The organism is Streptomyces sp. NPDC048389 (assembly GCF_040706335.1).
Classification (GTDB): domain Bacteria; phylum Actinomycetota; class Actinomycetes; order Streptomycetales; family Streptomycetaceae; genus Streptomyces.
In genome coordinates, this window is the sequence record NZ_JBEZKP010000031.1 from 29413 (window position 1) to 55398 (window position 25986).

The window sequence follows — 25986 nt, forward strand, 5'->3', positions numbered from 1 at the left end:
GGGGCCGGGTCAGGCCGGGGCCGACCAGCGGGCGGCGAGGAGCAGTGCGATGTCGTCGGGTCGTTCCGCGGTCTGCCGGGCCTGGTTGATCAGCCGGTCGGCGGTGTCCGCCAAGGGGACGGAACCCATGTCGGAGAGTGTGCGGCGCAGCCGCTCGATGCCCAGGTCGATGTCGGTCCCCGGCTGTTCGACGAGGCCGTCGGTGAAGAGGGCGAGCACCGCGCCGGGTTCCAGGGTCAGTTCCGTCGCCGGATAGACGGCGTCGGCGTCGACGCCCAGGACCACGCCGCCGGGCAGGTCGAGGACCTCCGTCCTCCCGTCCGGGTGGCGCAGCAGCGGCTGGAGGTGGCCCGCTCTGACGGCCTGGGCCCGGCCCGTGGCCGGGTCGAGGACGATGTAGAAGCAGCTGGCGAACAGGCCGGGGTCGAGGTCGATCATCAGCCGGTTGGTGCCGCTCACCACCTCCACGGGGGTGTGACCGCTGACGGCAAGTGCCCTGACCGCGCTGCGCAGTTGTCCCATGGTGGCGGCGGCCTGCACTCCGTGTCCCTGTACGTCGCCGATGATCAGGGCCGGTACGCCCCCGGTGTCGATGACGTCGTACCAGTCGCCGCCGACGTCCATGCCCTGTGTGCCCGCGAGATACCGGCCCACGGTGTCGAGCTGCCGGACCACGGGGAGCCGGTGCGGCAGCAGGGCGTCCTGGAGACCCCGGGCGAGGGCCGCCTCCGAGTCGTAGCGCCGGGCGCGTTCGAGAGCCTGGGCGATGAGTCCCGCGAGCGCGGTGAGGACTGTGCGCTCCTCCGGGCTGAAACCGCGGGGCTGGTCGAATCCGAGGATGCACGAGCCGACGGGGCGGCCGGAGGCGATGAGCGGCAGAAAGGCCCTGGCACCGACGTGGGCGTCGAGGGGGATGCCGGGGTAGGCGCCGGCGAGATGCCGCATCGACTCGAAGAAGAGGGGACGGCCGGAGGTGAGGGTCTCGACGCCCGGGAGTTTCGCGTCGAGCCCGACGCCTTCGAAGCGGTCGAGGAACCCTTTGGGGAACCCGGTCTCCCAGGCGAGGTGGAGATGACGGTTGCTCAGCATGTAGATCGCCAGCTGGCGGCCTCCGAAGGCGGGCAGCAGCTCCTCGGTCACCACGGCGGACACCTGACGGGCCGTGACCGCCTCGGTCAGCGCGATGGCGAGGGCTACGGGGCGGTACAGGGCCACGGCACGGTCCGCCGGCGACCCGGCACCGGGGCTGACCATCGAGCTCGGGGCGTAGGCGGGCTCCTCTGCGCGGGTGAGGGTCACGGTCAGCCCCTCGACGTCCGGATAGAGGGCGACGGAGAGCCACGCGTCGGGGTGCCGGACCAGGAACCGCACCGGGTCGGCGGACAGCAGCGCGGCCCGGTAGTGGTCCTCGTGGGCGGGCCCGAACAGATCGGCGGCCTCCCACAGGACACGCCCGGTCAGGTCGGCCCGCTGCCGGCCGAGGAACCGCTCCGCGACCTCGTTCATGTAGGTGATCCGGCCGAGGCGGTCGAGCGAGCACACGCCGAAGGGGAGCCGGTCGGCGGATTCGGCGACGACCGGACCGGCGCCGAGGTCGATGAGGTAGCCGGTCAGATGCGTGGCACCCGATTCGTCGGTGCCGCGGCTGCGGCGGCCCGTCAGTTCAACCAGATGAGGTCGGCCGTCGGCGCCCTGCAGCCGCATCCGGCGGGTCACCGGCTGGTCGGACTCCGCGGACCTTCGCCCGAGGGCCCACAGTCCGTAGGCGTCCTCCGGTTCGATCCGCGCGGCCACCGCCTCCACGGTGAGAGGAAGCTCCTCCTGCCGTACGGCGAGGATGGCGCGCCAGCCCTCGTCACCGGTGACGGTGCCGGCCTCGAGGTTCCAGTCGAAGGCGCCGATGCGCAGCGGCGGTGAGCCCGGGGACTGCAGGGTCACGGCCAGTGGTTCCGCGTCCCACTCGATACGCGGCCGGTGCGGGGCCATGGCCGCCAGCGTGGCGCCGAGCCGGGTGCCGACCTCATGGATGCGCCGCCGGTCGGCGTCGGAGACCGGTATGCCGGGGGTGGCCGGCCGGAGCACCCCGAGCACGCCGAAGCATTCGCGCCCGTGGGAGACCGGTACGTACAGCGAACCGAAGGGGAACGGCAGGCCGGCCATGAGCTGCGGGTAGCGGCGCATGGCCTCCTCCGCGTCGCCCAGGTAGACGGGCTGTCCGGAGCGGTAGACGTCCGAGTGGGGGAACGGGCGGTTCACATGCATGGTCCACCAGTGGCGGAAGAGGTTGAGCGGCAGGCCCGCGATCACGGCGAGCCGCAGCTGCTCCGGCGAGCGGGACCGCAGGTAGAGGCCGCCCGCGAAGCCTCCGACGGCCTCGACGGCGCTCACCTCCGCCTGGGCGAGGACCATGGCGAGTTCGTTCGTCCGCGGGCCCCTCCCATCCCTGCCCACGGGGTCCGGGCCGTGCTCGGCGGGCGGCCCCGGCCCGCCCTTGCCGTTCGAGGTCACCCTGCCAGCATGCTCCCCGGCGGCCGGGCGGCGCATCTCCGTGGCGATGCCCGGCCGCGCCTCCGCCGGCGCACGGCCGGGAGCGGCGACCCGGCTGGGGAAGGCGGCACGGCCGACGGGCACGGCTTCCCCTGTCGCCGGAGCGGCACGGACGGTCCCGGACCGCCCGTCTGCGGAGCGGCACGGACGGCCCGGGCTCCCGTACGCGGGAGCGGCACAGCCGGTACGGGACTCCCGGTCGGCAGAGGAGAGCGGAGGGCCCCGGCTCCGGCCCGCCGGAGCGGCCGAGGGAGCGTCTGCCGTGCGGACGAGCACGCTGACGGACCGGGCAGGTGGGCTATGTTGAGCACGGGCTGGACACAGAAGGGGGCACACCGGTGCCATCAGGGCAGCAGGAACGTGCGCAGGCCGCCGCGATCACCCCGGGCGGGCCGACGGAGGAGCAGGAGCCCGCTCCTGCGGAGCGGGTGCTCGCACTGCTCGGCGGCCATCGTCTCTCCCCCGGCCAGAGGCGCATCGCCCAGTACATCATCGACCACCTGCCCGAGTCCGCGTTCCTGTCCATCACCGACCTCGCGGAACGCGTCGGTGTGAGCCAGCCGTCGGTGACCCGGTTCGCCACCTCACTCGGCTACACCGGCTATCCGGCGCTGCGGGAGGCGTTGCAGCCGATCGCCCTCAGCGCGGTCGCCGGCTCCCCGGAGGGCCGTGCGGAGATCCGCCGCAACGAACTGCAGGCGGCGGTCGACGCCGAGATCCAGAACCTGGAGAGCCTGCGGCGTGTGCTCGCGGACACCGACCGGGTGCTCGGTGTGGGGCGGGACCTGGCGCTGTCGATGCCACTGACGGTCCTGGGGCTGCGGATCTCGGTGTCGCTCGCGGAGTACTTCGCGTATGCCGCGCGCCGTATCCACCCCGATGTACGGCTGGTGACCCGCGGTGGCAGCGTGGCCTACGACGCGCTGCTGCAGTCCCGGGAGGCCGGCGGGACGTGGGTACTGGCGTTCGCGATGCCGCGGCACGCGAACGAGACGCTGGCGGCACTGCGGGCCGCCCGCCGCACCGGGCTGCGGGTCGCGCTGATCACCGACCGGACGCTCGGCCCGCTGGTCGAGGAGGCCGATGTGACACTGACAGCGGCGACGGGCTCGCGGCTGGTGTTCGACTCCTACGCGGCGCCGGGTGTGCTCTCGGCCGCCGTGCTCCAGGCGATGGCCGACGCGGATCCCGGCCGGACGCAGGTGCGGCTGGAGGGCTACGAGCAGGCGGCGGATCAGCACGACTTCTTCATCGACGACTGATCCGCCTGCTTTTCGCAGAGCGAACCGGTCTCTTACCGGACTTTTTCATGCCCAGCGGGGCATGTAATTTTTCATACCCTTGCTTACTCGACGGTATATATATTTACTACTTCTGGCGCCGGGTACTCCGTTGCCACGAGGGCGAGACTCGCGCCCTCCTTCGAGCGAACACCCGGGGACGGCGCTCCCTCCTCGCGCCGTCCCTCGGGTGTTCAATCCGGGCTCCGCATTCCGCCGCGGATGCCCTCGGCGGTCCCGGTCAACCCCTGGGCCGGGACCGCCGCCCCTCTCTCGATCAGAGTTCATCGGCACCACCCGGAGCGACGACGATGTCCCAGACCCTCTCCACGACGAGCCCGGACTGGCCCTGCCAGGTGAAGACCCCGGGCAGTCACGACTGGGAACGCAGCGCCGCCCGCTGGCTGCGCGATCTGCTGCCCGCCCGCTACGCCGGCTACTCGACGCTCAACCGGCACCCCGTCCTGCTGGCCCGTCACGCACAGCTCCAGGTGCAGCACGAGATGCGGGCGGTACGGGTGGCTCTGCACACCTCCCGGGCGGAGCTGCCCCCGCTGGGCGTGGCCGAGGCGGTCATCGAGAACACGATCCGCATGTACGCCGTCGAGCTGGAGCAGCTCGGCCGCCTGGCCCGCGGAGTCAGGCTCGTCGGCGACGCGCTCCTGACGGGCGGCGGCACGCACCGCAGGCGGTAGGCGCCACCCGGCGCGTCGCGGGCCCGTCATGCCAGCTGGCGCCGTACCAGCTCGTGGAGCCGGCCGCCCGGGTCGGCGAGGAGGTCGGCCGGACGGCCCTCCTCGACGACCCGGCCCTCGTCCATCACGATCACCCGGTCCGCGTCCATCACCGTGGAGAGCCGGTGGGCGATCACGATGCGACTGGCGTCCAGCCCGCGGGTGCTCTCGATGACGACGCGCTGGGACTCGTTGTCCAGCGCGCTGGTCGCCTCGTCGAAGAAGAGGATGCGCGGCCGGCGCACGAGGGCCTGGGCGATCATCAGCCGCTGCCGCTGGCCGCCGGAGACGGCGCCGCCGGACGAGATCAGGGTGTGCAGGCCCATCGGCATCCGTCTGATGTCCTCCGCAAGGCCCGCCATCTCGGCGGCCTCCCACACCTCGTCCTGGGAGAACGTCTCCGCGCCGCAGATGCAGTCGAGGATCGACCCGGTGAGGGGCTGTGCGTTCTGGAGCACCACGCCGCACTGCCGGCGTACCGCGGCGGGGTCCAGGGCGGCCAGGTCCTGACCGTCGTAGAGGACGATGCCGGAGGCGGGGCGGTCGAAGCCGATGAGCAGCCGCAGCAGGGTCGACTTGCCGCAGCCGCTGGGGCCGACGACGGCCACGAACTCCCCCTGCCCCACGCGCAGCGACACGTCGTCGAGGACGGGTGGGCCGTCGTCGGTGTAGCGGAAGGTCAGATCGCGCGCCTCGATCGCGCCGGACAGTGTGCCGGGCTGCGCACCGGCTCCGCGCACCTCCGGTGCCTCGTCCAGGATGGGGCGCACCAGCTCGAACATGGGCAGCACGGCCGCGGCGGAGACGAGTACGCCGGTGAGCTGGGTGACGGAGGTCAGCAGCATGGTGACGGCCGTGCTGAAGGTGAGGAACTCGCCCGCCGACATCGTGCCGCGGGCCGGGCCGGCGAGCAGCATGAACATGATGAGCGAACAGAGCGGAAGGCAGACGGCGTCCAGCACGGTGGTCAGGTTCTTGATGCGGCCCACCCGCTGCTGGAGTTCGCGGGAGCGGGCGAACCGCCGCGCCCAGGCGGCGTAGGCGAAGCTCTCCGCCGCCGCGACCCGTAGTTTCGGCAGACCCCGCAGGGTCTGGAACGCCTGGTTGTTGAGCTTGTTGTTCAGCTCCACGAGTCTGCGCTGCCAGCGCACCTGCCACAGGCCCATACCGAGGAAGACCGCGCCGACGACCAGCAGCATGCCGAGGGCGGCGAGCGCCAGCGGCACGCTGTACCAGAGCAGCAGCGCGACGTTCATCGCGCCGACGGTGGTGGACTGAAGGGCCACCGGTCCCATGCCGGACAGGACCCGCCGGATCGAGCTGATGCCCATGGCTGCACTCGCCAGCTCTCCGGTCGACCGCTCGGCGAAGAACCTCGTCGGGAGCCGCAGGAGCCTGTCCCACACGGCGGGCTGGAGGGTGCTCTCGATACGGCCCTCCATCCGCAGGACCGTCAGGTTCTGCAGCAGCATGAACGCGGCGGAGACGACACTCGTGATCATCACCGCGAGGGAGACCTGGACGATCAGCCCGGTCTGCGCCTTCGGCACGTACACCCCGAGGACCTGTCCGGTGGCGATGGGCACGAGCGCGCCGAGCACGACGGTGACGAGGCCGGCGAGCAGCAGGTTCCGCAGGTCCATGCGGGTGCCGCGGAGAGAGAAGGCCACCAGCCGCCGCACGTTCGCGGGCCGCTCGGGCAGCGGCCGGTAGAACATGACGGCCCGCTCCTCGAACTCGTCCGCGTTCTCCTTGCCGATCCGGGTCCGTGAGCCGGTGACCGGGTTGACCGCCTCGTAGCGTCCACGGCGCCAGGTCAGTGCGACGGGTGCGCCGGAGGCGGCCCGGCGGCCGACGAGCGGGCCGGCGTCGGAGCGCCACCAGCGGCCCTGAAGGCGGACCGGACGGGTGCGGATGCGCGACGCGACGGCGATGCGCTCGACGGGGTCGACACGGTCCTTCGAGGGCCCGTGCTTCGGCGGCTCCGTCAGGGCGATCCCGGCAGCGCGGGCGACATGGCGGCACACCGCGAGCAGCGTGTCGTCGTCGCCCGCTCCCCCGTGGCCGCGAGAGGCCCGGTCCGGTCGGCCGATGGAGGCGAGCAGCGCCTCGTCGGCGCGGGTGCCCGCGTCGGCGCCCGCCTTGATCCCGGCGGCCGTCCGGTCCTCGTGGGCCCTCTCCAGCTCCTCGATCCAGCCGTCCACCGCGGACAGCAGCCGGTACTGCTGGTTCACCATGCCCTGCCACATGGTGCCCTCTACGAGCAGGTCCCCCGCCGCCTCGGCGCTGTAGGAGGCGCCGTACTGCACGCTGCCGGGCTCGACCCGCATCCACAGGACGTCGTCGTCGGCCAGGACCTCGTCCGTGGCCGGGCGGCCTTCCAGCGGTGCCTGGAAGAGCACCCCGAGGCCGCGGCCGACGCCGAGCCCGAAGGCGTACTCGAGCTGGGTGGCGGCCGTGCGGCCGTACGGGTCCCGGTGTGCGGGCGGGTACGGCTCGGCGTACTCCCCGTGTTCCCCATACTCCGGCATGCGCAGCTCGCGCAGCGGGATGCGGTGCAGCAGGCAGTGCTGCGAGGGCCGGCCGGTCAGGGTGTGGCGGGGGCCCTCGACGGGGCCGCGGAGCAGCGTGCCCGGTTCGAGGCGGCCGAGGAAGTGCCAGTGGCCCTGTTCCGCGGCGTCCACGGCGAAGAGGTCCAGCGTGCCGTCCAGGACGAGCCACAGAACCAGCGGCCCTTCCAGTGGCAGGCTGCGCAGTCCGGTGCAGTCGACGGGCGTGCCCAGGCCGCCGAGGGCGTGGATCACCGCGTCGGTCCCTGTGGGCGCCGGGTGGTGGCCGCCGGTGGGCGGCAGGTGGAGTGACGACACGTCAGTGCTCCTTCACCAGCCGGGCGTACGGCCCCTGGGCGGCCACCAGGTCCTCGTGGCGGCCGCGTTCGACGACGGTGCCGTGGTCCAGCACGACGATCTCGTCGCTGTCGCGCACGGTGCTCAGCCGGTGGGCGATCACGACGCAGGCGCAGCCGCGCCGGCGCAGGTTGTCGATGATGATCCGCTCGGTCTCCGCGTCGAGGGCGCTGGTGACCTCGTCGAGGACCAGGATGCTCGGCCGGCGCACGAGTGCGCGGGCGATCTCCAGGCGCTGGCGCTGTCCGCCGGAGAAGTTGCGCCCGTCCTGTTCGACACGGCTGTGGATGCCGTCGGGGCGGCGCATCACCACGTCGTGGACGGCCGCGTCCCGCAGCGCGGCCTCCACGGCCTCGTCGGGTACGGAGGGGTCCCACAGGGTCACGTTGTCGCGGACGGTGCCCTCGAAGAGGAAGATGTCCTGGTCGACGAAGGAGACGGAGGCGGCGAGCGCGCCGCGGGGGATGTCCGCGAGGAGCCGTCCGTCGATGCGGATGGCCCCCTCCCACGGGCTGTAGAGGCCCGCAATCAGCCGGGAGACGGTGGACTTGCCGCTGCCGGAACCGCCGACGAGGGCGACCTGCCTGCCCGGACCCACGGTGAGGGAGAAGCCGCTGAGCAGCGGCGCGTCGAGCGGGCTGTAGCCGAAGGTGATGTTCTCGAGTGCCACATGGCCCTTGAGCCGGCGGCTGCTCGGGTCGGGCTCGTCGCGGGAGTAGAGGGGGTCGACGGGGAAGCTCTCCACGTCCTTGAGCCGGGTCATGTCCGCGGCGAAGTCCTGGATCCGGCCGGCCACTCCGTTCAGCCGGGTGATCGGTGCGGTGAAGCGTGCCACCAGCGCCTGGAAGGCGACGAGGAGACCGATCGACATATGGCCTTCGACGGCCCGGAGTCCGCCGATCCAGAGGATGAGCGCGCTGTTGAGGGTGGCCAGCGTGGGCGCGACGACGGCCAGGACCGCGCTGGGCACACCGAGGCGCTGCTGCACGTCCAGGGTGGTGGCGTGCTGGCCGGCCCAGCGGCGGAAGAAGCCGTTCTCCGCGCCGGTCGCCTTCATGGTCTCGATCAGCTGAAGGCCGGTGTACGAGGTGTTGGTGAGGCGGGCGCTGTCGGCACGCAGCTTCTGGGTGTGCGTGGAGCGGAGCCGGATGACGACGCGCATCGCCACGATGTTGAGGAGCGCGATGAGCACACCGACCACGGTGAGCTGGGGATCGTAGCTCCACAGCAGCGCCGCGTAGAGGATGACCACCACACCGTCCACCGCGGCCGCCGCCAGGTCACGGGCGAGGGTCTCGGCCACGGCGTCGTTGGACTGCAGCCGCTGCACCAGGTCGGCCGGGCTGCGCTGGGCGAAGAACGTGACCGGCAGGCGCAGCAGGTGGCGCAGGAAGCGGGCACTGCTCAGGGTGGACGAGATGAGCCGGCCGCGCAGCAGATTCGCCTGTTGCAGCCCCGTGAGCACGGCGGTCAGCGCCACCATCACGGCCATGGCGGTGAAGAGTGTCCCGAGCAGCGAGGTCCGGCCGCCGATCAGGAACATGTCGATGTAGGTACGGCTGAGCGCCGGGACCGCCGCGCCGACGGCGACGAGGAGCAGGCTGGCGAGGAAGGCCGCGAACAGAGTGCCCGTGGTCCCGCGCAGCCGTGCGGGGACCGCCGACATGATGCCCGGCTTGCGGCCGCCCCTGCGGAAGTTCCGGTCGGGTTCGAGGACGAGGGCCACCCCGGTGAAGCTGGTGTCGAAGTCCTCTGCCGGTACGAACCGGCGGCCCTTGTCGGGGTCGTTGATGTGCACACCGGGGCGGCCGAACCGGCGCCCCCGGCCGTCGTAGACGACGTAGTGGTTGAACTCCCAGAACAGGATGGCGGGCGGCTGCACCTCGGCGAGCGCGGACGCCTCCATCTGCATGCCCTTGGCGGCCAGACCGTAACTGCGGGCCGCTTTGAGCACGTTACTGGCGCGCGAACCGTCCCGGGAGACGCCGCAGGCCACCCGCAGCTCCTCGAGCGGCACATGGCGCCCGTAGTGGGAGAGGACCATGGCCAGGGCGGCGGCACCGCACTCCACTGCCTCCATCTGGAGCACGGTGGGGGTGCGGACGGTACGGACGGCACGGCGTCCGGCTATGCGCTGCTTGCGGCGCGGCGGTGCGGCACGGCGCGATCCGCGCCGGCCGCCCGGCGCCGCCGCCGGGGGCCGGTGACGGCCGCGGCCGGCGGCGGGGGCGTCGTGGTCGGTCTGTGTCACGGCAGCAGCCAATCGATCGGGCGCTGCTCTGCGAGGTGGACGGCGCCGCCGGTCAGGGTCATGGATTCGAGCGGGTACGGCGGACCGTCGGACGACGACCACCGGTAGCCGGACTCGGTGCCTTCCGTACGGTCCAGGGCGACCAGGACGGCGACGGGACGGCCGGCCGCCGAGAACTGCTCACCCAGCTGGCTGCTGCCGAGGAAGGCGGTGATCCGCTGCCCGGTCTGGGCGGTCCTGCCGACGGACTTCACACGGCCGCGCAGCACTCCGTACTGCTGTGTCGCCACCGACTGGACGCTGAGGTCGACCTCGGCGCCGACCGGCACCGAGCCGCCCTTCTCCGCGGGGACGTACAGCACGGCCATCAGGGGGTCGTCCGGCTCTTCGATCCGTTCGACCGCCGCGACGTCCGAGCCCGGGGTGACGACGGAGCCGATGGTGGCGACGAGGGCGGTCAGCCGGCCTGCGGCGACGGTACGGACGACGGTGTCGCCCTGCCGGGTGCGGACCTTCAGCAGCGGCGCGTCGGCGCGAAGCCTGTCGCCCTCCTCCCCGAGGACCTCGGTGACCTGGCCGGCGACGGGGCTCTGGAGTACGTAACTGCCCTGGGCGTGGGTGAGGATGCCGGGCGCGTCCAGCGTGGAGGACACGGTGCCCGTCACGGCCCACCCGCCCGCGGCCACCATCACCACGACGGTGACGATCAGCACGAGCAGGCCCTGTGGCCGGGCGAACCGCACCGGAAGGTCGATCTCCTCCGGCGACTGCAGCTTGGAAAGGGCCTGTTGGCGGAACTGCACGATAGCTCTTCCCTCGACTGCGGGGGACTACGGGGAACGGCGCGTGTGGACCGGCCCGCGACACGCGCGGCCGTGTACCCCGGAACCAGGCCGGCTCCGGGGCACACGGCTCGGCGATGCCGGCAGAGCGGGTGCCGGCATCGCCGAGCCGTGGGTCCTACAGGCCGGCGACGAGGCCGGTGACCGGGCCGGTGACGGCCGCGGAGTTGATGCCCGTGGCACCCTCGACGACGCCGGTCACGGTGGCGAGGGTGCCGGAGACCGGGGCGATCGCGTCAAGGGCGGCGGTGGCGTTGCCCACTGTGGCGCTGTGGAGACCGCCGGCGATGTTGTCCAGCTCGGAGTCGGCGATCTCCTGGGTGGGGACGAAGCTCATGAGAAGTTCCCTTCGGATGGATATTCCTGTGCTGCCGCGCCCGGCGCGCGAAAAGAGCAGCACCGGCCGCTGAGCGGGGGTGGGGGGATTCCCGGATCCGGGAACCGTCATCGAATCCCGCAGTGCGAAGGATCAAAGCACGTAGGGCCGTTGACCAGCCAATCGCGAAGAGTGGATCCGCACGGAAGGCGGCCACTCATTACCGCTTCGTGCGCACCCCTGCATGAATCGGCGCCATTTTCTTCACCGAATGGTCGAACACGCATCCCGCCGGTCCGCCCGACATTGGGTGGCGAAGTGGACATTCCCATGCGGCGGCAAATGCGCGCAGGTCAGAAGGTGGTCCAGAATGGGGAGACCGTGTGCCGCCTGGGCATTCGGTGTGCAGATTCACGGGAGGCGCAGACCGTTTGACGCTGCCTCACGGAGATTTCACCGGGGTGGAGCGTCCACCGCGCCCCACCCCTTTCATTGCGTCACGCGACAATTGCGGAGAGTTGCCTCAGTCGGTGTCCGCGGTCATTTCCGGAGCGGGCGCGGTGATCTCGGCGTGCAGTGCCGCGGCATACGCTTCGTCCGGGTCGAGCCGGCGCAGTTCCTCTGCGATGAGTTCGGCCGTGCTGCGCACTTTCAGGGCAAGGACCCGGGTGGGCTGCCCGGGGATGCTCAGCCGGGCGACGGGCCCCTCCGGCCGGTCGATGTGGATCTCCCCGTCCACGGTGCGCAGCCGGACGGCGGTCACCACCGGCCCGTCGGTGACGACCTGTTCGACGGGCACCGCCAGCCGGGCGGTGAACCACCGGGCGAGCAGTTCGGCGCTGGGATTGTCGGCCTCGCTCTCGACCACGGCCGAGACCACCTCGGCCCGGGCCTGGTCCAGCGCGGCGGCGAGCATGGACCGCCACGGGGTGAGCCGGGTCCAGGCGAGGTCGGTGTCGCCCGGCTCGTACCCGGCGGCGCGGGCGTCCAGTTCCTCGATCGGCCGCTCGACCGCGTACGCGTCGGTGATACGCCGCTGCGCGAGTGCCCCGAGCGGGTCCCGGGCGGGCACGGGCGGGGCGTCCACCGGCCACCAGACGACGACGGGGGCGTCGGGCAGCAGCAGCGGCAGCACCACCGAGTCGGCGCGGTGGGTCAGTTCGCCGTGCAGGCGCAGCAGTACGGTCTCGCCGGCTCCGGCGTCACTGCCGAGGCGCACCTCGGCGTCGAGGCGGGCCTCGTGGCGTTCGCGCGGCGAGCGGGCGTGGCGCTTGATGACGACGAGGGTGCGGGAGGGATGTTCACGGGAGGCGTCGCCCGCCGCCTTGATCGCGTCGTAGGCGTTCTCCTCGTCGGTGACGATGACCAGGGTGAGCACCATGCCGACGGCCGGGGTGCCGATGGCGCGGCGGCCCTGGACGAGCGCCTTGTTGATCTTGCTGGCCGTGGTGTCGGTGAGGTCCGTCTTCATGGCCTTCGCCAGCTCCGTCCGTCTCGTGCGAGCATGTCGTCCGCTTCGGCGGGACCCCAGGTGCCGGCCGGGTACTGCGCCGGCTTTCCGCTGCGGTCCCAGAACTCCTCGACAGGGTCGAGGATCCGCCAGGACTCCTCCACCTCCTCGGTCCGCGGGAAGAGGTTCGCGTCCCCCAGCAGTACGTCGAGGATGAGGCGCTCGTACGCCTCGGGGCTGGACTCCGTGAACGACTCCCCGTAGGCGAAGTCCATCGTCACGTCGCGCAGCTCCATCGATGTACCCGGCACCTTGGAGCCGAACCGCACCGTCACGCCCTCGTCCGGCTGGACCCGGATGACGAGTGCGTTCTCGCCGAGTTCCGCCGTGGCGCTGGAGCCGAACGGCGAGTGCGGGGCACGCTGGAAGACGACGGCGATCTCGGTGACGCGCCGGCCGAGTCGCTTGCCGGTGCGCAGATAGAACGGGACGCCCGCCCAGCGCCGGTTGTCGATCCCGAGCTTGAGCGCGGCGTAGGTGTCGGTCACGGAGTCGGGGGCGATGCCCTCCTCCTGGAGGTAGCCGAGGACCTTCTCGCCACCCTGCCAGCCCCCCGTGTACTGCGCGCGCACGGTGTACCGGGCGAGGTCGGCGGGCAGTTGGACGGCCTTGAAGACCTTGAGCTTCTCGGTGACGAGCGAGGCGGCGTCGAAGGAGGCGGGCTCCTCCATCGCGGTCAGCGCGAGCAGTTGGAGGAGGTGGTTCTGGATCACGTCGCGGGCGGCGCCGATGCCGTCGTAGTAGCCGGCGCGGCCGCCGATGCCGATGTCCTCGGCCATCGTGATCTGCACGTGGTCGACGTACGACCGGTTCCAGATCGGTTCGAAGAGCGTGTTGGCGAACCGCAGCGCCAGGATGTTCTGGACGGTCTCCTTGCCCAGGTAGTGGTCGATCCGGAAGACCTCGTCGGGCACGAACACCTCGTGCACGATTTCGTTGAGGTCGCATGCGCTGTCCAGGTCGTGGCCGAACGGCTTCTCGATGACCGCCCGCCGCCAGGATCCCTCGGGGGCGTCCGACAGCCCGTGGTCCTTCAGCTGCTGGACGACCTCGGGGAAGAGCTTCGGCGGCACGGAGAGGTAGAACGCGAAGTTCCCGCCGGTGCCCTGAGCCCTGTCCAGGTCCTCGACGGTGGACTTCAGCCGCTCGAACGCGGCGTTGTCGCCGAAGTCGCCCTGGACGAACCGCATCCCCTCCGAGAGCTGGCGCCAGACCTCCTCGCGGAAGGGTGTGCGGGCATGGTCCCGGACGGCTTGGTGCACCTCCTCCGCGAAGTCCTGGTCCTGCCATTCCCGGCGGGCGAAGCCGACGAGCGAGAAGCCCGGCGGCAGCAGCCCCCGGTTGGCCAGGTCGTAGACGGCCGGCATGAGCTTCTTCCGCGACAGGTCACCGGTGACTCCGAAGATCACCAGTCCGGAGGGGCCCGCGATACGGGGCAGCCGCCGGTCGAGCGGGTCCCTCAGCGGATTGGCCCAGCCGCTTCCCTGCGACGGCTGCCGCGCCCTGAGCTGCGAGCTGTGCTGCGACCCGTTCTGTGACATGCGGTCAGGTCCTCCCTGCGCCGACGGCGTTCGGATGCGTCCAGGTCCGAGGATCGCACCTCCCGCCGATCTCGCGGGGGATCACACACCGGTCCTCGACTGCTGCCTGCCCGCCGGTGCGGCCTGTGTCCCTGATGGTGCCCGTTCGGGAGGCACCAGGTCCGGCAGATGACTACGGAGGGGGTGTCGAAACCTTCGACAGCTTGGATGACACCCCTCAGGAGCCATCCGGGCGCGGACCGCTCCCGGGGTCGGGCCGGTGGCCCGTCAGCCGGTGACGGGGGCCCCTCGGTGACGCAGTGCAGCACGCGGTCATGGGCCGCAGGCACGCTCCGGGCCCGTCAGGCGCAGCCGTACCGTGTGCCGGACGTCGTGCGCCGCGCTGGAGGCGGCGAACCGAAGCTCCACGTCGCCGGGTTCGACGATCCGGCGGCCGCCGACGCCCGTGAGCGTGCGCGCGACTTCCATCACGAGGCCGGTCACGCGGCCGGTCTCGGGCTGCTGCGCCTGCCGGAGCCGCCGACCGCCGTCTTCACCGGCAACGACCTCCAAGCGCTCGGCCTCTACGAGGCCGCCCGGGAGCTGGGCGTACGTATCCCCGAGGATCTCAGCCTGGTCGGCTTCGACGATCTGCCGCCGGCCCGCTGGGTCGGACCGCCGCTCACCATCGTGCGGCAGCCGCTGACGGAGATGACGGAAACGGCGGCGCGGCTCGTACTGGACCTCGGGCGCGGTCGGCGCCCGGCGGCGAGCCGGGTCGATCTGGCGACCTGGCGACCAGCCTGGTGGTCCGCGACAGCACGGCACCGCCCTCCTCCTGATCGCACGAGCCGTGTCAGGCGCTCTTGCCGGCCGCCGGTTTTCCGCGAACAGTACGTGCCATGGCGACCGTTGTACTGGTGGGCACGCTGGACACCAAGGGTGTGGAGTACGGCTGGCTGCGTGAACGGCTGCTGGCCGCGGGGAGCGAGGTGCTGGTGGTCGACGCCGGCGTGGTGGGCGAGCCGGGGATCCGCGCCGACGTCCCGCGCGCCGAGGTGGCCCGCGCGGCCGGAGCCGACCTGGCCGCGCTGCGGTCGGACGCGGACCGCGGCGCGGCTGTGACGACCATGGCCCACGGGGCGGCGGAGACCGTCCTGCGACTGTACGAGGAGGGCAGGCTGCACGCGGTCCTGGCCGTCGGCGGCAGCGGCGGGACGTCCATAGCGACGCATGCGATGCGCCGGCTTCCGCCGGGCGTGCCGAAGGTGATGGTGTCCTCGATGGCCGCCGGCGATGTGTCGCCCTACGTCGGCGCCAGTGACATCACCATGATGTACAGCATCGTCGACATCGCCGGCGTCAACAGGGTCCTGGCACCCGTGCTGGCGAACGCCGCCGACGCCGCGGCCGGGATGGCGAAGGGTTTCGAAGCCCGTCCCCGGGCGCTGGTGCCGGCGGAACTGGCCAGGACCGGCAGGCCGCTGATCGCCGCCAGCATGGCGGGCGTGACGACCGCGGGCGTCGACGCGGCCCGTGCACGGCTGACGGAACTCGGCTACGAGGTACTGGTGTTCCACGTCAGCGGGGCCGGCGGCCGGACGCTCGAATCGCTGGCCGGCCAAGGGCTCTTCGCCGGTGTACTCGACCTGACCCTCAGCGAACTCGCCGACGACCTGGCCGGCGGCATCCTGACGGCGGGCCCGGACCGGCTGACCGCGGCCGGACGGCGGGGCACGCCGCAGGTGGTGAGCCTGGGAGCCCTGGACATGGTCAAGTTCGGCCCGCTCGACACGCTCCCCGGCCATCTGCGCGAGCGCCGTGTCCAGGTGCACAACCCCTCCATCACCGTGGTGCGCACGACGGCGCAGGAGTGTGCGGAGCTGGGCCGCCGCGTCGCCGCCAAACTGCGGGCAGCCACCGGCCCCGCGGTGGTGTGCGTACCCCTGCGTGGACTGTCGACCCTCGGCGCATCCGGCGGCCCGTACCACGATCCGGCGCTGGACGAGGCGTTGTTCGCCGCACTGCGTGAGGGGCTGCGAGGCAGCGCCGTCGACGTGGTGGAGTACGACACGGACATCAACAGCCCGGCGTTCGGCCGTGCGGCGGCGGACCGGCTGCACCGTCTGATCGGCGCGGAGCGCGCACCCGCCGACGCAGGACGGCCGCCCGCCAACGACGGCCCCCGTGCCCTACGGCCCTGAGCACGGCCCGATCAGAAGCCGCCCTCCTTCGTCCCCTCCCCCTTCGTCGGCCCGGTCTCCTCCCCCACCCGGCCTCCTGGGCAGCCTGCGTTGTCGCACGAGCCCTCCGTGTACACCGGCACGTACAAGCCCATCGTCTTGCGGCGCTCCACCGCGGTGGGCAGCGCGTGTCCGCACGCCGGGCAGGCATGTCCGGCACGCCCCGCCGGACGCTTCTCACTGAGCATGACGCTACTTTACGCCCGCTTTGCCTGCATTTGAACCCTCCTTGGGGTCGCATGCGCGACCGTCAGGCGTCCTTCTCCGGCTGCCGCTCGGCGGACGGCTGCCGCTCGGCGGACGGCTGCTGCTCGGCGGACGGCTTCCCGTCGGCGGGCGGCGGCCGCAGCACGCTGAGCACGACGGAAACGCCGAGGACGACGACGATGACGCCCAGACTGACGGGCGAGGGGATCTCCGGGACGGCCGGGCTGATCATTTTGTGGGATGCCTGCAGGATCAGCTTGACGCCGATGAACGCCAGAATCAGTGCCAGGCCCTTGCTGAGGTAGTGGAACCGGTCCAGCAGACCGGCCAGCATGAAGTAGAGCGCCCGCAGGCCCAGGATGGCGAACGCGTTGCTGGTGTAGACGATGAAGGGGTCGTGGCTGACCGCCAGTACGGCGGGCACGCTGTCCACGGCGAAGACGAGGTCGGCCGCCTCGATCGCGGCCACCACGGCGAGCAGCGGGGTGGCGACGCGCTTGCCGCCCTCCTTGATGAAGAACTTCGCTCCGGCGTACTCGTCGGACACCGGCATGAGTCTGCGCAGCAGGCGCACGGCGATGCTCCGGCCGGGGTCGAAGTCCTCCTCCTCCTTGAGGATCTTGTAAGTGCTGTAGAAGAGGACCGCGGCGAAGGCGAACAGGACGGCGGTGAAGCGGCTGACGACGACCACGCCGGCGGTGAGGAAGATGCCTCGGAACACCAGTGCCCCCAGCACCCCGAGGAAGAGGACGCGGTGCTGGTAGGCACGCGGGACCCTGAAGTAGGCGAAGATCAGCGCGAACACGAAGAGGTTGTCCACCGACAGACTCTTCTCCAGCAGCCAGGCGGTGGTGTATTCGACGCCTGCCTGTGTGCCGACGATCAGGAAGACGGCTCCGCCGAAGAGGACCGCGAGACCGACCCACACCGCACTCCAGGCAGCCGCCTCCCGGAAACCGATGATGTGCGCCTTCCGGTGGGCAAGCAGATCGACCGCCAGCGAGATCACCACCGTGGCGGCGAAGGCGACCCACAGCCAATACGGCACGTCGTACGACACGAAGCAGACCTCACAAGCGACCGGCGGAACCGGGCAGTGCCCCTCACTCTACGAGTCTGGACGACCCGACAGCCGTTGTCCTCCCGTGCCGGCGCTGATTCACCGGGCGGCGAGCAGCACCCACACCTGGCCGGGAGCGAAGTTCAGCCGCTCCCCCGCCGCGTCCGTGAAGACCGTGTCGCCGTCCGGGGCCGCACGCTGCCACCGGGCGTCGTAGCCACGGCCGTCGCGCAGCACCAGCGCCGTGCCCGACCCGACCGTCTCCGTGTACGGGGACACGCTGCCCGACCGGTCGCTGAACCGGGAGGGGCGGACCTCGGTGTACTGCACGACCACCGTCGCGGGCGTGAGCCGGCCGCCGTCCGTGGTCCGCGCGGCGGCGCCGTCCATGGCCACCAGCCATCGCTGCCGCTCCGGCGACCAGGTGAAGGTGTACCGGGCGGAGGGGTAGCGCACAGTGTGCTCGGCCAGCGGGCGGCCGCCGCCGGGGGCGGCGCCGAAGCGCATGCCGATGTCCGAGGAGTCGCTCACGTCACGGGCGGCGGCGAGGGCGCGTTCGGGAAGCAGATACAGATTGTGCGGAGCGGGACGGTCGTCGGAGCGGACGAAGGCGTCGGGCGCCTCGCCCTGCGGCAGCGCGGCGACCGGAGCCGCCTCGATCAGGGGTTTCAGAGCCGACTGTGAGCCGGAGTAGGCGAGCGCGGGCCGGCCGAACTGCCGCAGCAACTCGAGGTCGGACTCCCGCGCGCTGCGCACCGGGCCGATCTGCGGCGGCAGTCGGGAGGAGAAGACGGCCAGTATGCGGCTGAGGCCCGATTCGACCTGCTCGACATAGACGATGTCGGCCGCTCCCAGCCCGGTGTGGGGCCGCGCCGGACGAACATTGTCGATCTTGACTGCGAGGACCGGCCCCTGAGCTGCGGGCAACCCGGTGAAGGGGGACGTGCTCCGTTCCGGCGCCGGTGTGGTGGTCTCCCCCGGTCCCGGCGGCTCCGAGTCGGTGCACCCGAACAGGGAGAGCGCCAGCATCGCAGCGGTGACCACGGCGACCGCTGCGGTGCCGTGCCTCCCTCGGCTGCCGCGTCTGCGGCTGGGTCCGCGCTCCGTGTCCATGGGCCACCTCCGCGTGCCATCAGTGGACCACGAGGGTCCTTGGTCCGACAGGTCCCGGTCGCCGCCTAGCCGGGCAGCAGCTGCTCCGTCCAGATCGTCTTGCCGGCGGCCGTGTATCTGCTCCCCCACCGGTGGGTGAGCTGGGCGATCAGGAACAGTCCGCGTCCTCCCTCGTCGGTGAGCCGCGCCCGGCGCAGATGGGGCTGGGTCTCGCTCGGGTCGGAGACCTCGCAGACCAGACGCTGGTCCTTGATGAGCCGTACGCTCACCGGGCCGCCGGCGTAGCGAATGGCGTTGGTGAGCAGCTCACTGACGATCAGTTCGGTGGTGAAGCGAGCAGATCCTCGACGGTGCTGTTCTGGAGCTCGGCGGCCGGCCGACCGGTGAGTTCGACCGCTCCGCAGGTGCAGGCGAGGACCGCGCCGTCGCGATCGACCACGAGCAGGGCGGAATCCTCCGGCCGCTCCGATCCCGAGTCCACGATGTGGCAGCTGGTGCTCACGCGTCGATCACTCCCAGATGGCGCTCCCGAGCTCCGTGTCCGGTACCGCAGACGCGGCAGGGCTGTGAAATCCCGGGCCTCCATTGAACTCCACACCGTGCGGCGCTGCCCGTCGGCAACAGGGCGCAGAGCGAGGCGGACGCGTGACCCGCCGGTCGAAATCGAACATGACAGCGGGCGGCAGAGGGTCCTAGGATCATGTGCACGGCATCGCGTGCCGGTCACCGACCGGGTGAGGCATGGAGGTGCCCGTGAGTTTGCCTTACGGAGGCATTCCACAGTGTCAGTAGAGTTCAATCACACCGCGAGCGTCGATCACGAAGTCCAGCTGCAGCACTACGCGTTCCTGATCTCCGAGGACGAGTTCGACCAGGTCTTCCGGCGCGTACAGGAGGCGGGACTGACGTACTACGCCGACCCGCACGGCGAGCGGCCCGGCGAGATCAACCGCAACGACGGCGGTCGCGGCATGTACTTCATCGACCCGGCCGGTCACGGCATGGAGGTCATCACCCGGCCGTACGGCAGCGGCAGCTGACCTCACCGCCCTCGTGCGCCCGGGCCGCCGCGGTCCCGGCGTGCGAGGGCACCGCCGGCTGCCGGGCCGGCGCCCGCAGCGCGGGCCGCCTCGACACCTCCGTTTCCCCTCGCGGCTTCGAGTCGGAGCGCCTCGGCGGCTCACCGCGCCGCACCACGGCTTTGCCCCGCAGGGTCCGGAGCCGGTCCGCGCTCCGGCCTCCGGCAGTCGCCGTGGGCGGGCGCCGTCGCCGACCGCCCGGAAGCGGGGTCCCGGAAAGCCGGGTACGGCGGCGCCGGGCGTCCGGCGGGCCCGGCCGGGGTTCCGCCCCCGGAATGACGTCGAGCGGAGCAGGGCGCACCGTTCCCGGATGGCGCAATGTCGCTTTATGCCCATTAGATGTAACGAAGTGTGCGCGCTCAGGCGGCGCACGACGAACGACACGGTGTACGCCTACCCGGATGTTCCGCGAACGGAGCCCGCGCCATGACCACCGACCCCCGCACCCCTCCCCCGTCCGATTACCAGGACGACCGACCGCGGCCCCCCGACGGGAGCCCGGACACGGGGTTCAACGCCCCGCCGTACGGGACCCGCGCGGTGCCCCCCATGCCGCCGCACCCGCCGGCCTTCCCCGGCCCCCCGGTGGTCGCCGCGGCCCCCGTCGGCCCCGCGAGCCTCGACCCCGTCCACCCCGGTCACCCCGCTCCCGAGGCGCCCTGCCCGGAGCCGGAGCCCTTCCCCGGCCATGAGACGCCGGCGAGCACGGGCACGGACACGGGCGTCGACGCGAGTGGTCCGAAGACGGCGGGACCCGACCCCGCGCAGCGGCCCAGCCCGGTCCGCACCCCGGCGGAGAAGCCGCGGGCACCGCAGGACGGCAACGGAGCAGAGGCGCAGTCACCCCGCCCGGCCGGGAGCCGGACACCGGCGCCCGGCACGGACGACGGAGCCGCACCGGCGCACGCCGCCTACGGCGACCCGGCCCCGGACCTGAAGAGGGAGACGGAGACGGAGACCGGGTCCCGGGTCAAGGGCCCGACGCCCGTACGCGACGCGATCCAGGACCCGCGTCCGCTCCGCCAGGAGACAGCGGCGCCGATGGGGCCGTCCTCGCCGGAATCCGGCACGGACCGCCTCCGCGACGACACGCAAGCCGACCCGGTCGCCGCCGGCCCTGCCCAGGACCCGGCGGTGAACGAGAGCGAACAGCCCATACGCACGCTGCTGTGGACGGCCGCCACCGAACGCCCGGTGGAGGAGGTCGCCGCCCTGGTGAGCCGGCTCAAGCGGACCGGCGAGGTCGACAGCCCCGGTGACCTGGCCCTGCGCGCCGCGGCGGTCTCCCGTCCGCTCGAGGAGGTCCGGCAGCTGGTCGCCCTTCTCAACGAGTACCCGCACCCCCTGCACGAGGCCGACACCACGCTCCGGGCCGCCGCCGTCGGCAGGCCCATCGAGGACGTGGTGCAGCTCGTGAACATGATCGGCACCGACGCCAGCCAATGGCGTTGCGTGGCTGACGAGGCCGCCTCCGAGGAGCCGCCGCCCCCCGCCGGCGCGGCGGACGACAAAGCCCCGGCCGGCTCGCGGACCACCGCTCCCGCCGAGCCGTCGCAGAAGAAGCCGCCGTCGCAGAAGAAGCCGCCGTGGCACATGGCAGCGCTGAACGGCGCCCTGGCCGCAGGCCCGAACGGCCACACCGTCTCGCCCGCCCTGCGCTCGGCGCTCCGCTGGCCCGCGGCGCTCGTCCTCTTCGCGTGCGGCGTCATCCACCTGCCGACCGACGTCGCCGGACTGCGTTCCGGCGGCTACGCCGAGACCCTCTCGGTCGCGGTCACGGTGCTCTGCCTGGTCGTCGCCGTCTGGCTGGCCGTACGGGACACCGCACTGGTCTGGGCGGCCGCGGCCGGGCTGGCGGTCGGTGTCGTCGCCCTGCACGCGCTGGCGGGCGTGGGCACGCTGAACCTGCTGCAGAGCAGCCTGGGCGACTCCTTCGTCTGGGCCAGAGCGGCGGCCGTACTGTGCGCCGGGGCCACCGCGGTGCTCGCCGGTTCCGTTCTGCTGCGCCGCCGGCAGCCGACCACCGGTGCGACGCGCAACACCTGACCCACCCGGCCCGCCGTGCCGGTCGCGCGCGGTGGCCCGCCTCCCGGGCCTTCCGCCACGGCCTCCGCCGCCCGTGCGGGAGGCCCGCGGTGTGCCGTCGGTTCTACGGGTTGCGCCGGCCGGGTCCGGCCTTCTGCTCCCGTACGGACTCGTCGGGTTCCTCGTCCCGTTCGCCTTCCGCCTGCGACGGGGTCGTCCGGGCGTAGTTCGGGCCGAGTTCGTCCTCGGGGCGTTCGCCCTCGGCCTGGGACGGCGTCTGCTCGCTCATGGGACCACTCCTCACCGTCGAAGCCCGATGCCACGTCCGGGTGCCGGACCCGTGGCACCGGGAATCCGGGCCCAGCGGCGGGTACCCCCGCCCACGGCTGCCAATCATTCGGCGCGGAGCACGGCAGTCCGCGCGGGTGCGCCCGGCGCCGGGGCCGCCGATGATGGCAGCGGTCCGACACACGCGTATCAGCGGAGAAAGGGCGGTGGCAGACCGTGGAATCCCTCACCGACTTCCCCGACCCGGCGGCGGGGCACGCCGCCGCGCGAACCGCCGAGGAGACGGCTCGCGCCGCGCTGGCCGGCGAGGGCGTGCATCTGATGCCCCCGGCCGACGTGCTGGCCTGCACCGGCACCGACGAATCCGCCTGGGCCCGCTTCACGACGCACTGGGACGACCTGTACGAGGACGAGTACGCGGCACGGCGAGGCACTTGCAGACTGCGGCGCTACGGTCACTTCTCGTTCATGCCCGCGACCGGCGAACTGAGGCTCCTGCCGCACACCGGATTCGTCCAGCCCGGCGGCACCAATCCGCTGTACGAGAGGGTGGACCGTCGCTTCGAGCCGCTGACCGGTGCCTTCGTCGCCGATCCGGTGCTGCGCGCCCTCATCGGAGTGCTGGGGCGGACGGCCGGCGCGCTGGACACCGCCGAGCGGTGGAGCGTCAAGGTGCACCCCTTCCGGGTCCTCGCCACGGCGGACGGCAGCGGGGAGCCCACCCCGGAGGGCCGGCACCGGGACGGCGTCACGCTGGTGTCCTCGCTCCTGGTCGGCCGTGACAACGCCACCGGCGGCGAGAGCACCGTGTACGGCCCGGAGGGCGAAGAGATGCTGTCGGTGACGCTCGACGAGCCGGCGAGCCTGCTCCTCTCCGACGACCGGGGCACCCTGCACGAAGTGTCACCCGTCAGACCGTCCGACGCCGGGGCCCCGGCCCGCCGCGACGTCCTGGTGACCACCCTCACGCCGGGCTGACGGCCTCACGCGGGACTGACGTCGCCCCGCCCGGCCGTCGTGGCGAGGAGGTCGTCGACGACGTCGGTCACGCGTGAGCGGCGCACCCACGAAGCCCGCTGCCGCTGTGCTCCGCAGCCTTGCCGGTCCAGTCGCCGCAGGAGTGCGGCGACCTCGTCGAAGTCGCCGCACTCCTCCAGCTGCGGCCGTACGTGGCCGACCAGCCGCCGTGCCTGGGCGGAGAACGGCAGGACGTGTCCGGTCAGGGCGTCCGGGCCGCTGCCCGGCCAGCCGTCGCGCGCCGCGCGCCAGTAGGCGGCGCGCAGCAGCTCGCCGCAGACGGGCGGGCCGGGGTCACCGTCCCGTACCCGCTCGGCCGAGCGCACGACCAGCGCCCTGACGAGGGCGGTGAGGGCGGCGGTGTCCGTCGCGTCCGCGGGCACGTCCATGACCCGGACCTCCAGGGTCGGCACCCGCGGGTTGGGCCGTACGTCCCAGAACGGGAGGCTCGCGTCGAGCATCGCCCCGGACTCCTGAAGTGCCGCCGTCAGTCGCTCGTAGTGGGCGAGAGAGTCGACGTACGGCGGGGCGCTCAGTGCCGGAAAGCGGCCGCGGATGACGGTCCGCCAGCTCGCGTAGCCGGTGTCGCGACCTTCGAAGAAAGGGGAGTTGGCGCTCATGGCCACCAGCAGCGGCAGCCAGGGTCGCAGATGGTTCGCGGCGAGTACGGCCACTTCCCGGTCCGGCACATGCACATGCACATGGGCGGAGCAGACGGTGAAGTCGTCGAGCATGCTCCCGAACTGCCGTACACCTGCTCGGTAGCGGGGGTGGTCGCCGAGGACACGGGCGCCTGCCCCGCCGAGGACGGGCGTGCCCGAGGCGCACGGCCCGACACCCTCCGTGCCGCAGGCGTCCCGGGCGACCGCCCGCACGGCCGTCAGCTGCCGCAGCAGTCCGGCGGTGTCGTCGCACGGCGGGGTCCGCACCTCGAGCTGGCCCTCGTGGAACTCGCCGGAAACCAGGTCCCCGACGGTTTCGCGGGCGCGGGCCACGATGCGCGCGCCCGCCGGCTCCACCGCCCGGCTGTCGGTACGGACGAGGAAGAACTCCTCCTCCACTCCGATGGTGGCGGTCATGCCGCCGCGGTCCCCTCGGCCGCCCCGGGGTACGAACGGACCGGGCGGCCGCGGGGCGCGGACGTGCGACGAGGCGGCGTCACCTCTCGTCGGCCGTGCTGTCGTTCGTCGCGCCGGGACGGTCGGCACGGTGCCGGGTACCGGGAAGGAACTCCTGCACCTTGGCCTTGAAGCCCTGTTTGATCATCGAGGCGCGATCGCTGTCACCTTGGAGGACGGCGGCGGCGGCGGACTCGATCTGGTCGAGCGAGGCGTGCGGGGGGATCGGCGGGACGGCCGGGTCGGTGCGGAAGTCGATGACGAAGGGCCGGTCGGCGGCGAGCGCCTGCTTCCAGGCGGCCTCGACGTGCTTGGGCTTCTCGACCCGTACGCCCCCCAGGCCGATCCGTTCGGCGATGTCGGCGTACGGCAGGTCGGGGATGTGCTGCGACTCCTCGAACTGCGGGGCGCCGGACATGGCGCGCATCTCCCAGGTCACCTGGTTGAGGTCGCCGTTGTTGAGCACGGCCACGATCAGCCGGGGGTCGGACCATTCGTGCCGGTACTTCGCCGCGGTGACCAGTTCCATCATGCCGTTCATCTGCATGGCGCCGTCGCCGACGATGGCGATCGCGGGCCGGTCGGGGTGCGCGAACTTGGCTCCGATGGCGTACGGGACGCCGGGGCCCATCGTGGCGAGCGTCCCCGACAGGGAACCGCGCATCCGGCCGCGCAGCCGCAGGTGGCGGGCATACCAGTTCGCGGAGGAGCCGGAGTCCGCGGTGATGACGGCGTCGTCCGGAAGCATCCCGTCGAGTGCGTGGACGACGTACTCGGGGTTGATCGGGTCGGCGTCGACGGCGGCCCTGCGCTGCATGACCTCCCACCAGCGGTCGACGCCCTTCTCGATCTCCTCCCGCCAGGTGCGGCTCTCCTTGCGGTGCAGGCGCGGAAGGAGCCGCCGCAGGGTTTCGCGGGCATCGCCGACGAGGTTCACCTCGAAGGGGTACCGCATGCCGATCATGTGCGGGTCGATGTCGATCTGCACGGCCCGCGCCTGGTCGAACTCGGGCAGGAACTGCGTGTACGGGAAGCTGGATCCGATCACCAGCAGGGTGTCGCAGTCCCGCATCAGCTCGTACGAGGGGCGGGTGCCCAGCAGCCCGATGGCGCCGGTCACGTACGGCAGGTCGTCGGGCAGCACGTCCTTGCCGAGCAGCGCCTTGGCGACACCGGCGCCCAGGACGTCCGCGAGCCGTTCGACCTCGGCGCGGGCGCCACGCGCGCCCTGGCCCACGAGGACGGCCACCTTCTCACCGGCGTTGAGGACTTCGGCCGCGCGCTCCAGGTCCTCGTCGGCGGGCACCGGTGCGTAATGTCCGATGCCCATGCTGGACGGGACCATCTTGAAGGCGTGCCGGGGCGGACTGTATTCCAGCTCCTGCACATCGGCCGGGATGATGACGGCCGTCACGGTCCGCCGGGCGTACGCGGTGCGCATGGCCCGGTCGATGAGGTTGGGCAGCTGCTCGGGGACGGTCGCCGTCTCGCAGAAGTCGGAGGCGACGTCCTTGTAGAGGCTCTGCAGGTCGACTTCCTGTTGGTAGGAGCCGCCCATCGCGCTGCGGTTGGTCTGCCCGACGATGGCGACCACCGGGACGTGGTCGAGCTTCGCGTCGTAGAGCCCGTTGAGCAGATGGATGGCGCCCGGGCCGGAAGTGGCGGCGCAGACCCCGACCTTGCCGGAGAACTTCGCGTACCCGACGGCCTGGAAGGCCGACATCTCCTCGTGGCGGGACTGGACGAACTTCGGCTGGTTGTCCGCCCGGCCCCAGGCCGCGAGCAGGCCGTTGATGCCGTCCCCCGCGTAGGAGAAGACATGGGTCACGTCCCAGTCCCGCAGCCTCTGGAGGACGTAGTCGGACACTTTCGTACTGGCCATCGGTGTTCCGCTCCTCTGTGCCGTGCAGCGCGTTGTTCCCCGCTTGTC

At 72.1% G+C, this 25986-nt stretch carries 20 protein-coding genes and 2 pseudogenes; 7 read left to right on the forward strand and 15 right to left on the reverse strand.

Annotated elements, in window-relative coordinates; translation table 11 throughout:
* Positions 1-9: 9 nt before the first annotated feature.
* Positions 10-2409 (reverse strand): SpoIIE family protein phosphatase, encoded by a 2400-nt coding sequence (locus tag AB0903_RS21275; RefSeq protein WP_366705069.1) that lies wholly within the window; start codon positions 2407-2409, stop codon positions 10-12.
* Positions 2410-2885: 476 nt separating this feature from the next.
* Between AB0903_RS21275 and AB0903_RS21280 the strand changes: the two genes are divergently transcribed.
* Together AB0903_RS21280 and AB0903_RS21285 are read left to right on the forward strand one after the other, a co-directional pair.
* A complete protein-coding gene (locus AB0903_RS21280) occupies positions 2886-3809 on the forward strand; it encodes a MurR/RpiR family transcriptional regulator (RefSeq protein WP_366704999.1) in 924 nt (307 codons plus the stop codon).
* Between the two features lie 329 nt (positions 3810-4138).
* Entirely contained in the window at positions 4139-4522 is a 384-nt protein-coding gene (locus tag AB0903_RS21285) for a hypothetical protein (protein ID WP_366705001.1), read from the forward strand.
* Positions 4523-4548: 26 nt separating this feature from the next.
* On the opposite strand, the gene AB0903_RS21290 is transcribed toward AB0903_RS21285, so the two are convergent.
* The 6 genes from AB0903_RS21290 to zwf form a co-directional block, all read right to left on the reverse strand.
* Positions 4549-7428: an NHLP bacteriocin export ABC transporter permease/ATPase subunit gene (locus AB0903_RS21290; protein WP_366705003.1), complete on the reverse strand. Its 2880-nt coding sequence runs from the start codon at positions 7426-7428 to the stop codon at positions 4549-4551.
* 1 nt (position 7429) lies between these two features.
* Positions 7430-9718 (reverse strand): NHLP family bacteriocin export ABC transporter peptidase/permease/ATPase subunit, encoded by a 2289-nt coding sequence (locus AB0903_RS21295; RefSeq protein ID WP_366705005.1) that lies wholly within the window; start codon positions 9716-9718, stop codon positions 7430-7432.
* Positions 9715-10521: an HlyD family efflux transporter periplasmic adaptor subunit gene (locus tag AB0903_RS21300; protein ID WP_366705007.1), complete on the reverse strand. Its 807-nt coding sequence runs from the start codon at positions 10519-10521 to the stop codon at positions 9715-9717. Before AB0903_RS21300 ends, AB0903_RS21295 begins: the two co-directional genes overlap by 4 nt.
* Positions 10522-10678: 157 nt before the next feature.
* Positions 10679-10897, reverse strand: a complete 219-nt coding sequence (locus tag AB0903_RS21305) for a type A2 lantipeptide (protein ID WP_366705009.1) — start codon at positions 10895-10897, stop codon at positions 10679-10681.
* 502 nt (positions 10898-11399) lie between these two features.
* The gene (gene opcA, locus AB0903_RS21310; protein WP_366705011.1) at positions 11400-12347 is read right to left on the reverse strand and encodes a glucose-6-phosphate dehydrogenase assembly protein OpcA; all 948 of its coding nucleotides are present in this window, start codon (positions 12345-12347) and stop codon (positions 11400-11402) included.
* Positions 12344-13927, reverse strand: a complete 1584-nt coding sequence (gene zwf, locus AB0903_RS21315; RefSeq protein ID WP_366705013.1) for a glucose-6-phosphate dehydrogenase — start codon at positions 13925-13927, stop codon at positions 12344-12346. Before zwf ends, opcA begins: the two co-directional genes overlap by 4 nt.
* Before the next feature lie 459 nt (positions 13928-14386).
* Between zwf and AB0903_RS21320 the strand changes: the two are divergent.
* Together AB0903_RS21320 and AB0903_RS21325 are read left to right on the forward strand one after the other, a co-directional pair.
* Positions 14387-14748, forward strand: a pseudogene (locus tag AB0903_RS21320) (substrate-binding domain-containing protein); the annotation flags it as partial.
* A gap of 60 nt (positions 14749-14808) precedes the next feature.
* The gene (locus AB0903_RS21325; protein ID WP_366705015.1) at positions 14809-16110 is read left to right on the forward strand and encodes a Tm-1-like ATP-binding domain-containing protein; all 1302 of its coding nucleotides are present in this window, start codon (positions 14809-14811) and stop codon (positions 16108-16110) included.
* A gap of 11 nt (positions 16111-16121) precedes the next feature.
* Here AB0903_RS21325 and AB0903_RS21330 read toward each other — a convergent pair whose 3' ends face one another.
* The 5 genes and pseudogenes from AB0903_RS21330 to AB0903_RS21350 all read right to left on the reverse strand — a co-directional run bounded on the left by AB0903_RS21330 (position 16122) and on the right by AB0903_RS21350 (position 19031).
* The gene (locus AB0903_RS21330; protein ID WP_366705016.1) at positions 16122-16337 is read right to left on the reverse strand and encodes a hypothetical protein; all 216 of its coding nucleotides are present in this window, start codon (positions 16335-16337) and stop codon (positions 16122-16124) included.
* Between the two features lie 62 nt (positions 16338-16399).
* A complete protein-coding gene (locus tag AB0903_RS21335) occupies positions 16400-17416 on the reverse strand; it encodes a TerC family protein (RefSeq protein ID WP_366705018.1) in 1017 nt (338 codons plus the stop codon).
* A gap of 99 nt (positions 17417-17515) precedes the next feature.
* Positions 17516-18529 carry a DUF3048 domain-containing protein gene (locus AB0903_RS21340; RefSeq protein WP_366705020.1) on the reverse strand — a complete coding sequence of 338 codons (1014 nt, stop codon included), beginning with the start codon at positions 18527-18529 and terminating at the stop codon, positions 17516-17518.
* Positions 18530-18594: 65 nt separating this feature from the next.
* Positions 18595-18861: pseudogene (locus AB0903_RS21345) on the reverse strand (ATP-binding protein); the annotation flags it as partial.
* Complete coding sequence (locus AB0903_RS21350; protein ID WP_366705021.1) at positions 18846-19031, reverse strand: hypothetical protein; 186 nt, start codon at positions 19029-19031, stop codon at positions 18846-18848. The gene AB0903_RS21350 and the pseudogene AB0903_RS21345, both read right to left, overlap by 16 nt.
* Before the next feature lie 232 nt (positions 19032-19263).
* On the opposite strand from AB0903_RS21350, the gene AB0903_RS21355 reads away from it, so the two are divergent.
* Positions 19264-19569, forward strand: a complete 306-nt coding sequence (locus AB0903_RS21355) for a hypothetical protein (RefSeq protein ID WP_366705071.1) — start codon at positions 19264-19266, stop codon at positions 19567-19569.
* A 465-nt stretch (positions 19570-20034) separates the two neighbouring features.
* Positions 20035-21654, forward strand: a complete 1620-nt coding sequence (locus AB0903_RS21360; protein WP_366705025.1) for a hypothetical protein — start codon at positions 20035-20037, stop codon at positions 21652-21654.
* Between the two features lie 103 nt (positions 21655-21757).
* Here AB0903_RS21360 and AB0903_RS21365 read toward each other — a convergent pair whose 3' ends face one another.
* Positions 21758-21922, reverse strand: a complete 165-nt coding sequence (locus AB0903_RS21365) for a hypothetical protein (protein ID WP_366705027.1) — start codon at positions 21920-21922, stop codon at positions 21758-21760.
* Between the two features lie 215 nt (positions 21923-22137).
* Here AB0903_RS21365 and AB0903_RS21370 point away from each other — a divergent pair, with 215 nt between their 5' ends.
* On the forward strand, positions 22138-22899 hold the full coding sequence (locus AB0903_RS21370; protein ID WP_366705029.1) for a 2OG-Fe dioxygenase family protein: 762 nt from the start codon (positions 22138-22140) through the stop codon (positions 22897-22899).
* A gap of 5 nt (positions 22900-22904) precedes the next feature.
* Here the strand turns inward: AB0903_RS21370 and AB0903_RS21375 are convergent, their stop codons facing one another.
* Positions 22905-24017: a glutamate--cysteine ligase gene (locus tag AB0903_RS21375; protein ID WP_366705031.1), complete on the reverse strand. Its 1113-nt coding sequence runs from the start codon at positions 24015-24017 to the stop codon at positions 22905-22907.
* A 79-nt stretch (positions 24018-24096) separates the two neighbouring features.
* Positions 24097-25938: a thiamine pyrophosphate-requiring protein gene (locus tag AB0903_RS21380; protein WP_366705033.1), complete on the reverse strand. Its 1842-nt coding sequence runs from the start codon at positions 25936-25938 to the stop codon at positions 24097-24099.
* Positions 25939-25986 lie beyond the last annotated feature (48 nt).

What these genes read in the sequence shown, in the direction of transcription:
- AB0903_RS21325 (WP_366705015.1), top strand. Translation starts at nt 14,809, where the DNA reads ATGGCGACCGTTGTACTGGTGGGCACGCTGGACACCAAGGGTGTGGAG.
- AB0903_RS21375 (WP_366705031.1), bottom strand. Translation starts at nt 24,017, where the DNA reads ATGACCGCCACCATCGGAGTGGAGGAGGAGTTCTTCCTCGTCCGTACC.
- AB0903_RS21380 (WP_366705033.1), bottom strand. Translation starts at nt 25,938, where the DNA reads ATGGCCAGTACGAAAGTGTCCGACTACGTCCTCCAGAGGCTGCGGGAC.
- AB0903_RS21285 (WP_366705001.1), top strand. Translation starts at nt 4,139, where the DNA reads ATGTCCCAGACCCTCTCCACGACGAGCCCGGACTGGCCCTGCCAGGTG.
- AB0903_RS21365 (WP_366705027.1), bottom strand. Translation starts at nt 21,922, where the DNA reads ATGAGCGAGCAGACGCCGTCCCAGGCCGAGGGCGAACGCCCCGAGGAC.
- opcA (WP_366705011.1), bottom strand. Translation starts at nt 12,347, where the DNA reads ATGAAGACGGACCTCACCGACACCACGGCCAGCAAGATCAACAAGGCG.
- AB0903_RS21275 (WP_366705069.1), bottom strand. Translation starts at nt 2,409, where the DNA reads ATGGTCCTCGCCCAGGCGGAGGTGAGCGCCGTCGAGGCCGTCGGAGGC.
- AB0903_RS21305 (WP_366705009.1), bottom strand. Translation starts at nt 10,897, where the DNA reads ATGAGCTTCGTCCCCACCCAGGAGATCGCCGACTCCGAGCTGGACAAC.
- zwf (WP_366705013.1), bottom strand. Translation starts at nt 13,927, where the DNA reads ATGTCACAGAACGGGTCGCAGCACAGCTCGCAGCTCAGGGCGCGGCAG.
- AB0903_RS21340 (WP_366705020.1), bottom strand. Translation starts at nt 18,529, where the DNA reads ATGGACACGGAGCGCGGACCCAGCCGCAGACGCGGCAGCCGAGGGAGG.
- AB0903_RS21330 (WP_366705016.1), bottom strand. Translation starts at nt 16,337, where the DNA reads ATGCTCAGTGAGAAGCGTCCGGCGGGGCGTGCCGGACATGCCTGCCCG.
- AB0903_RS21360 (WP_366705025.1), top strand. Translation starts at nt 20,035, where the DNA reads ATGACCACCGACCCCCGCACCCCTCCCCCGTCCGATTACCAGGACGAC.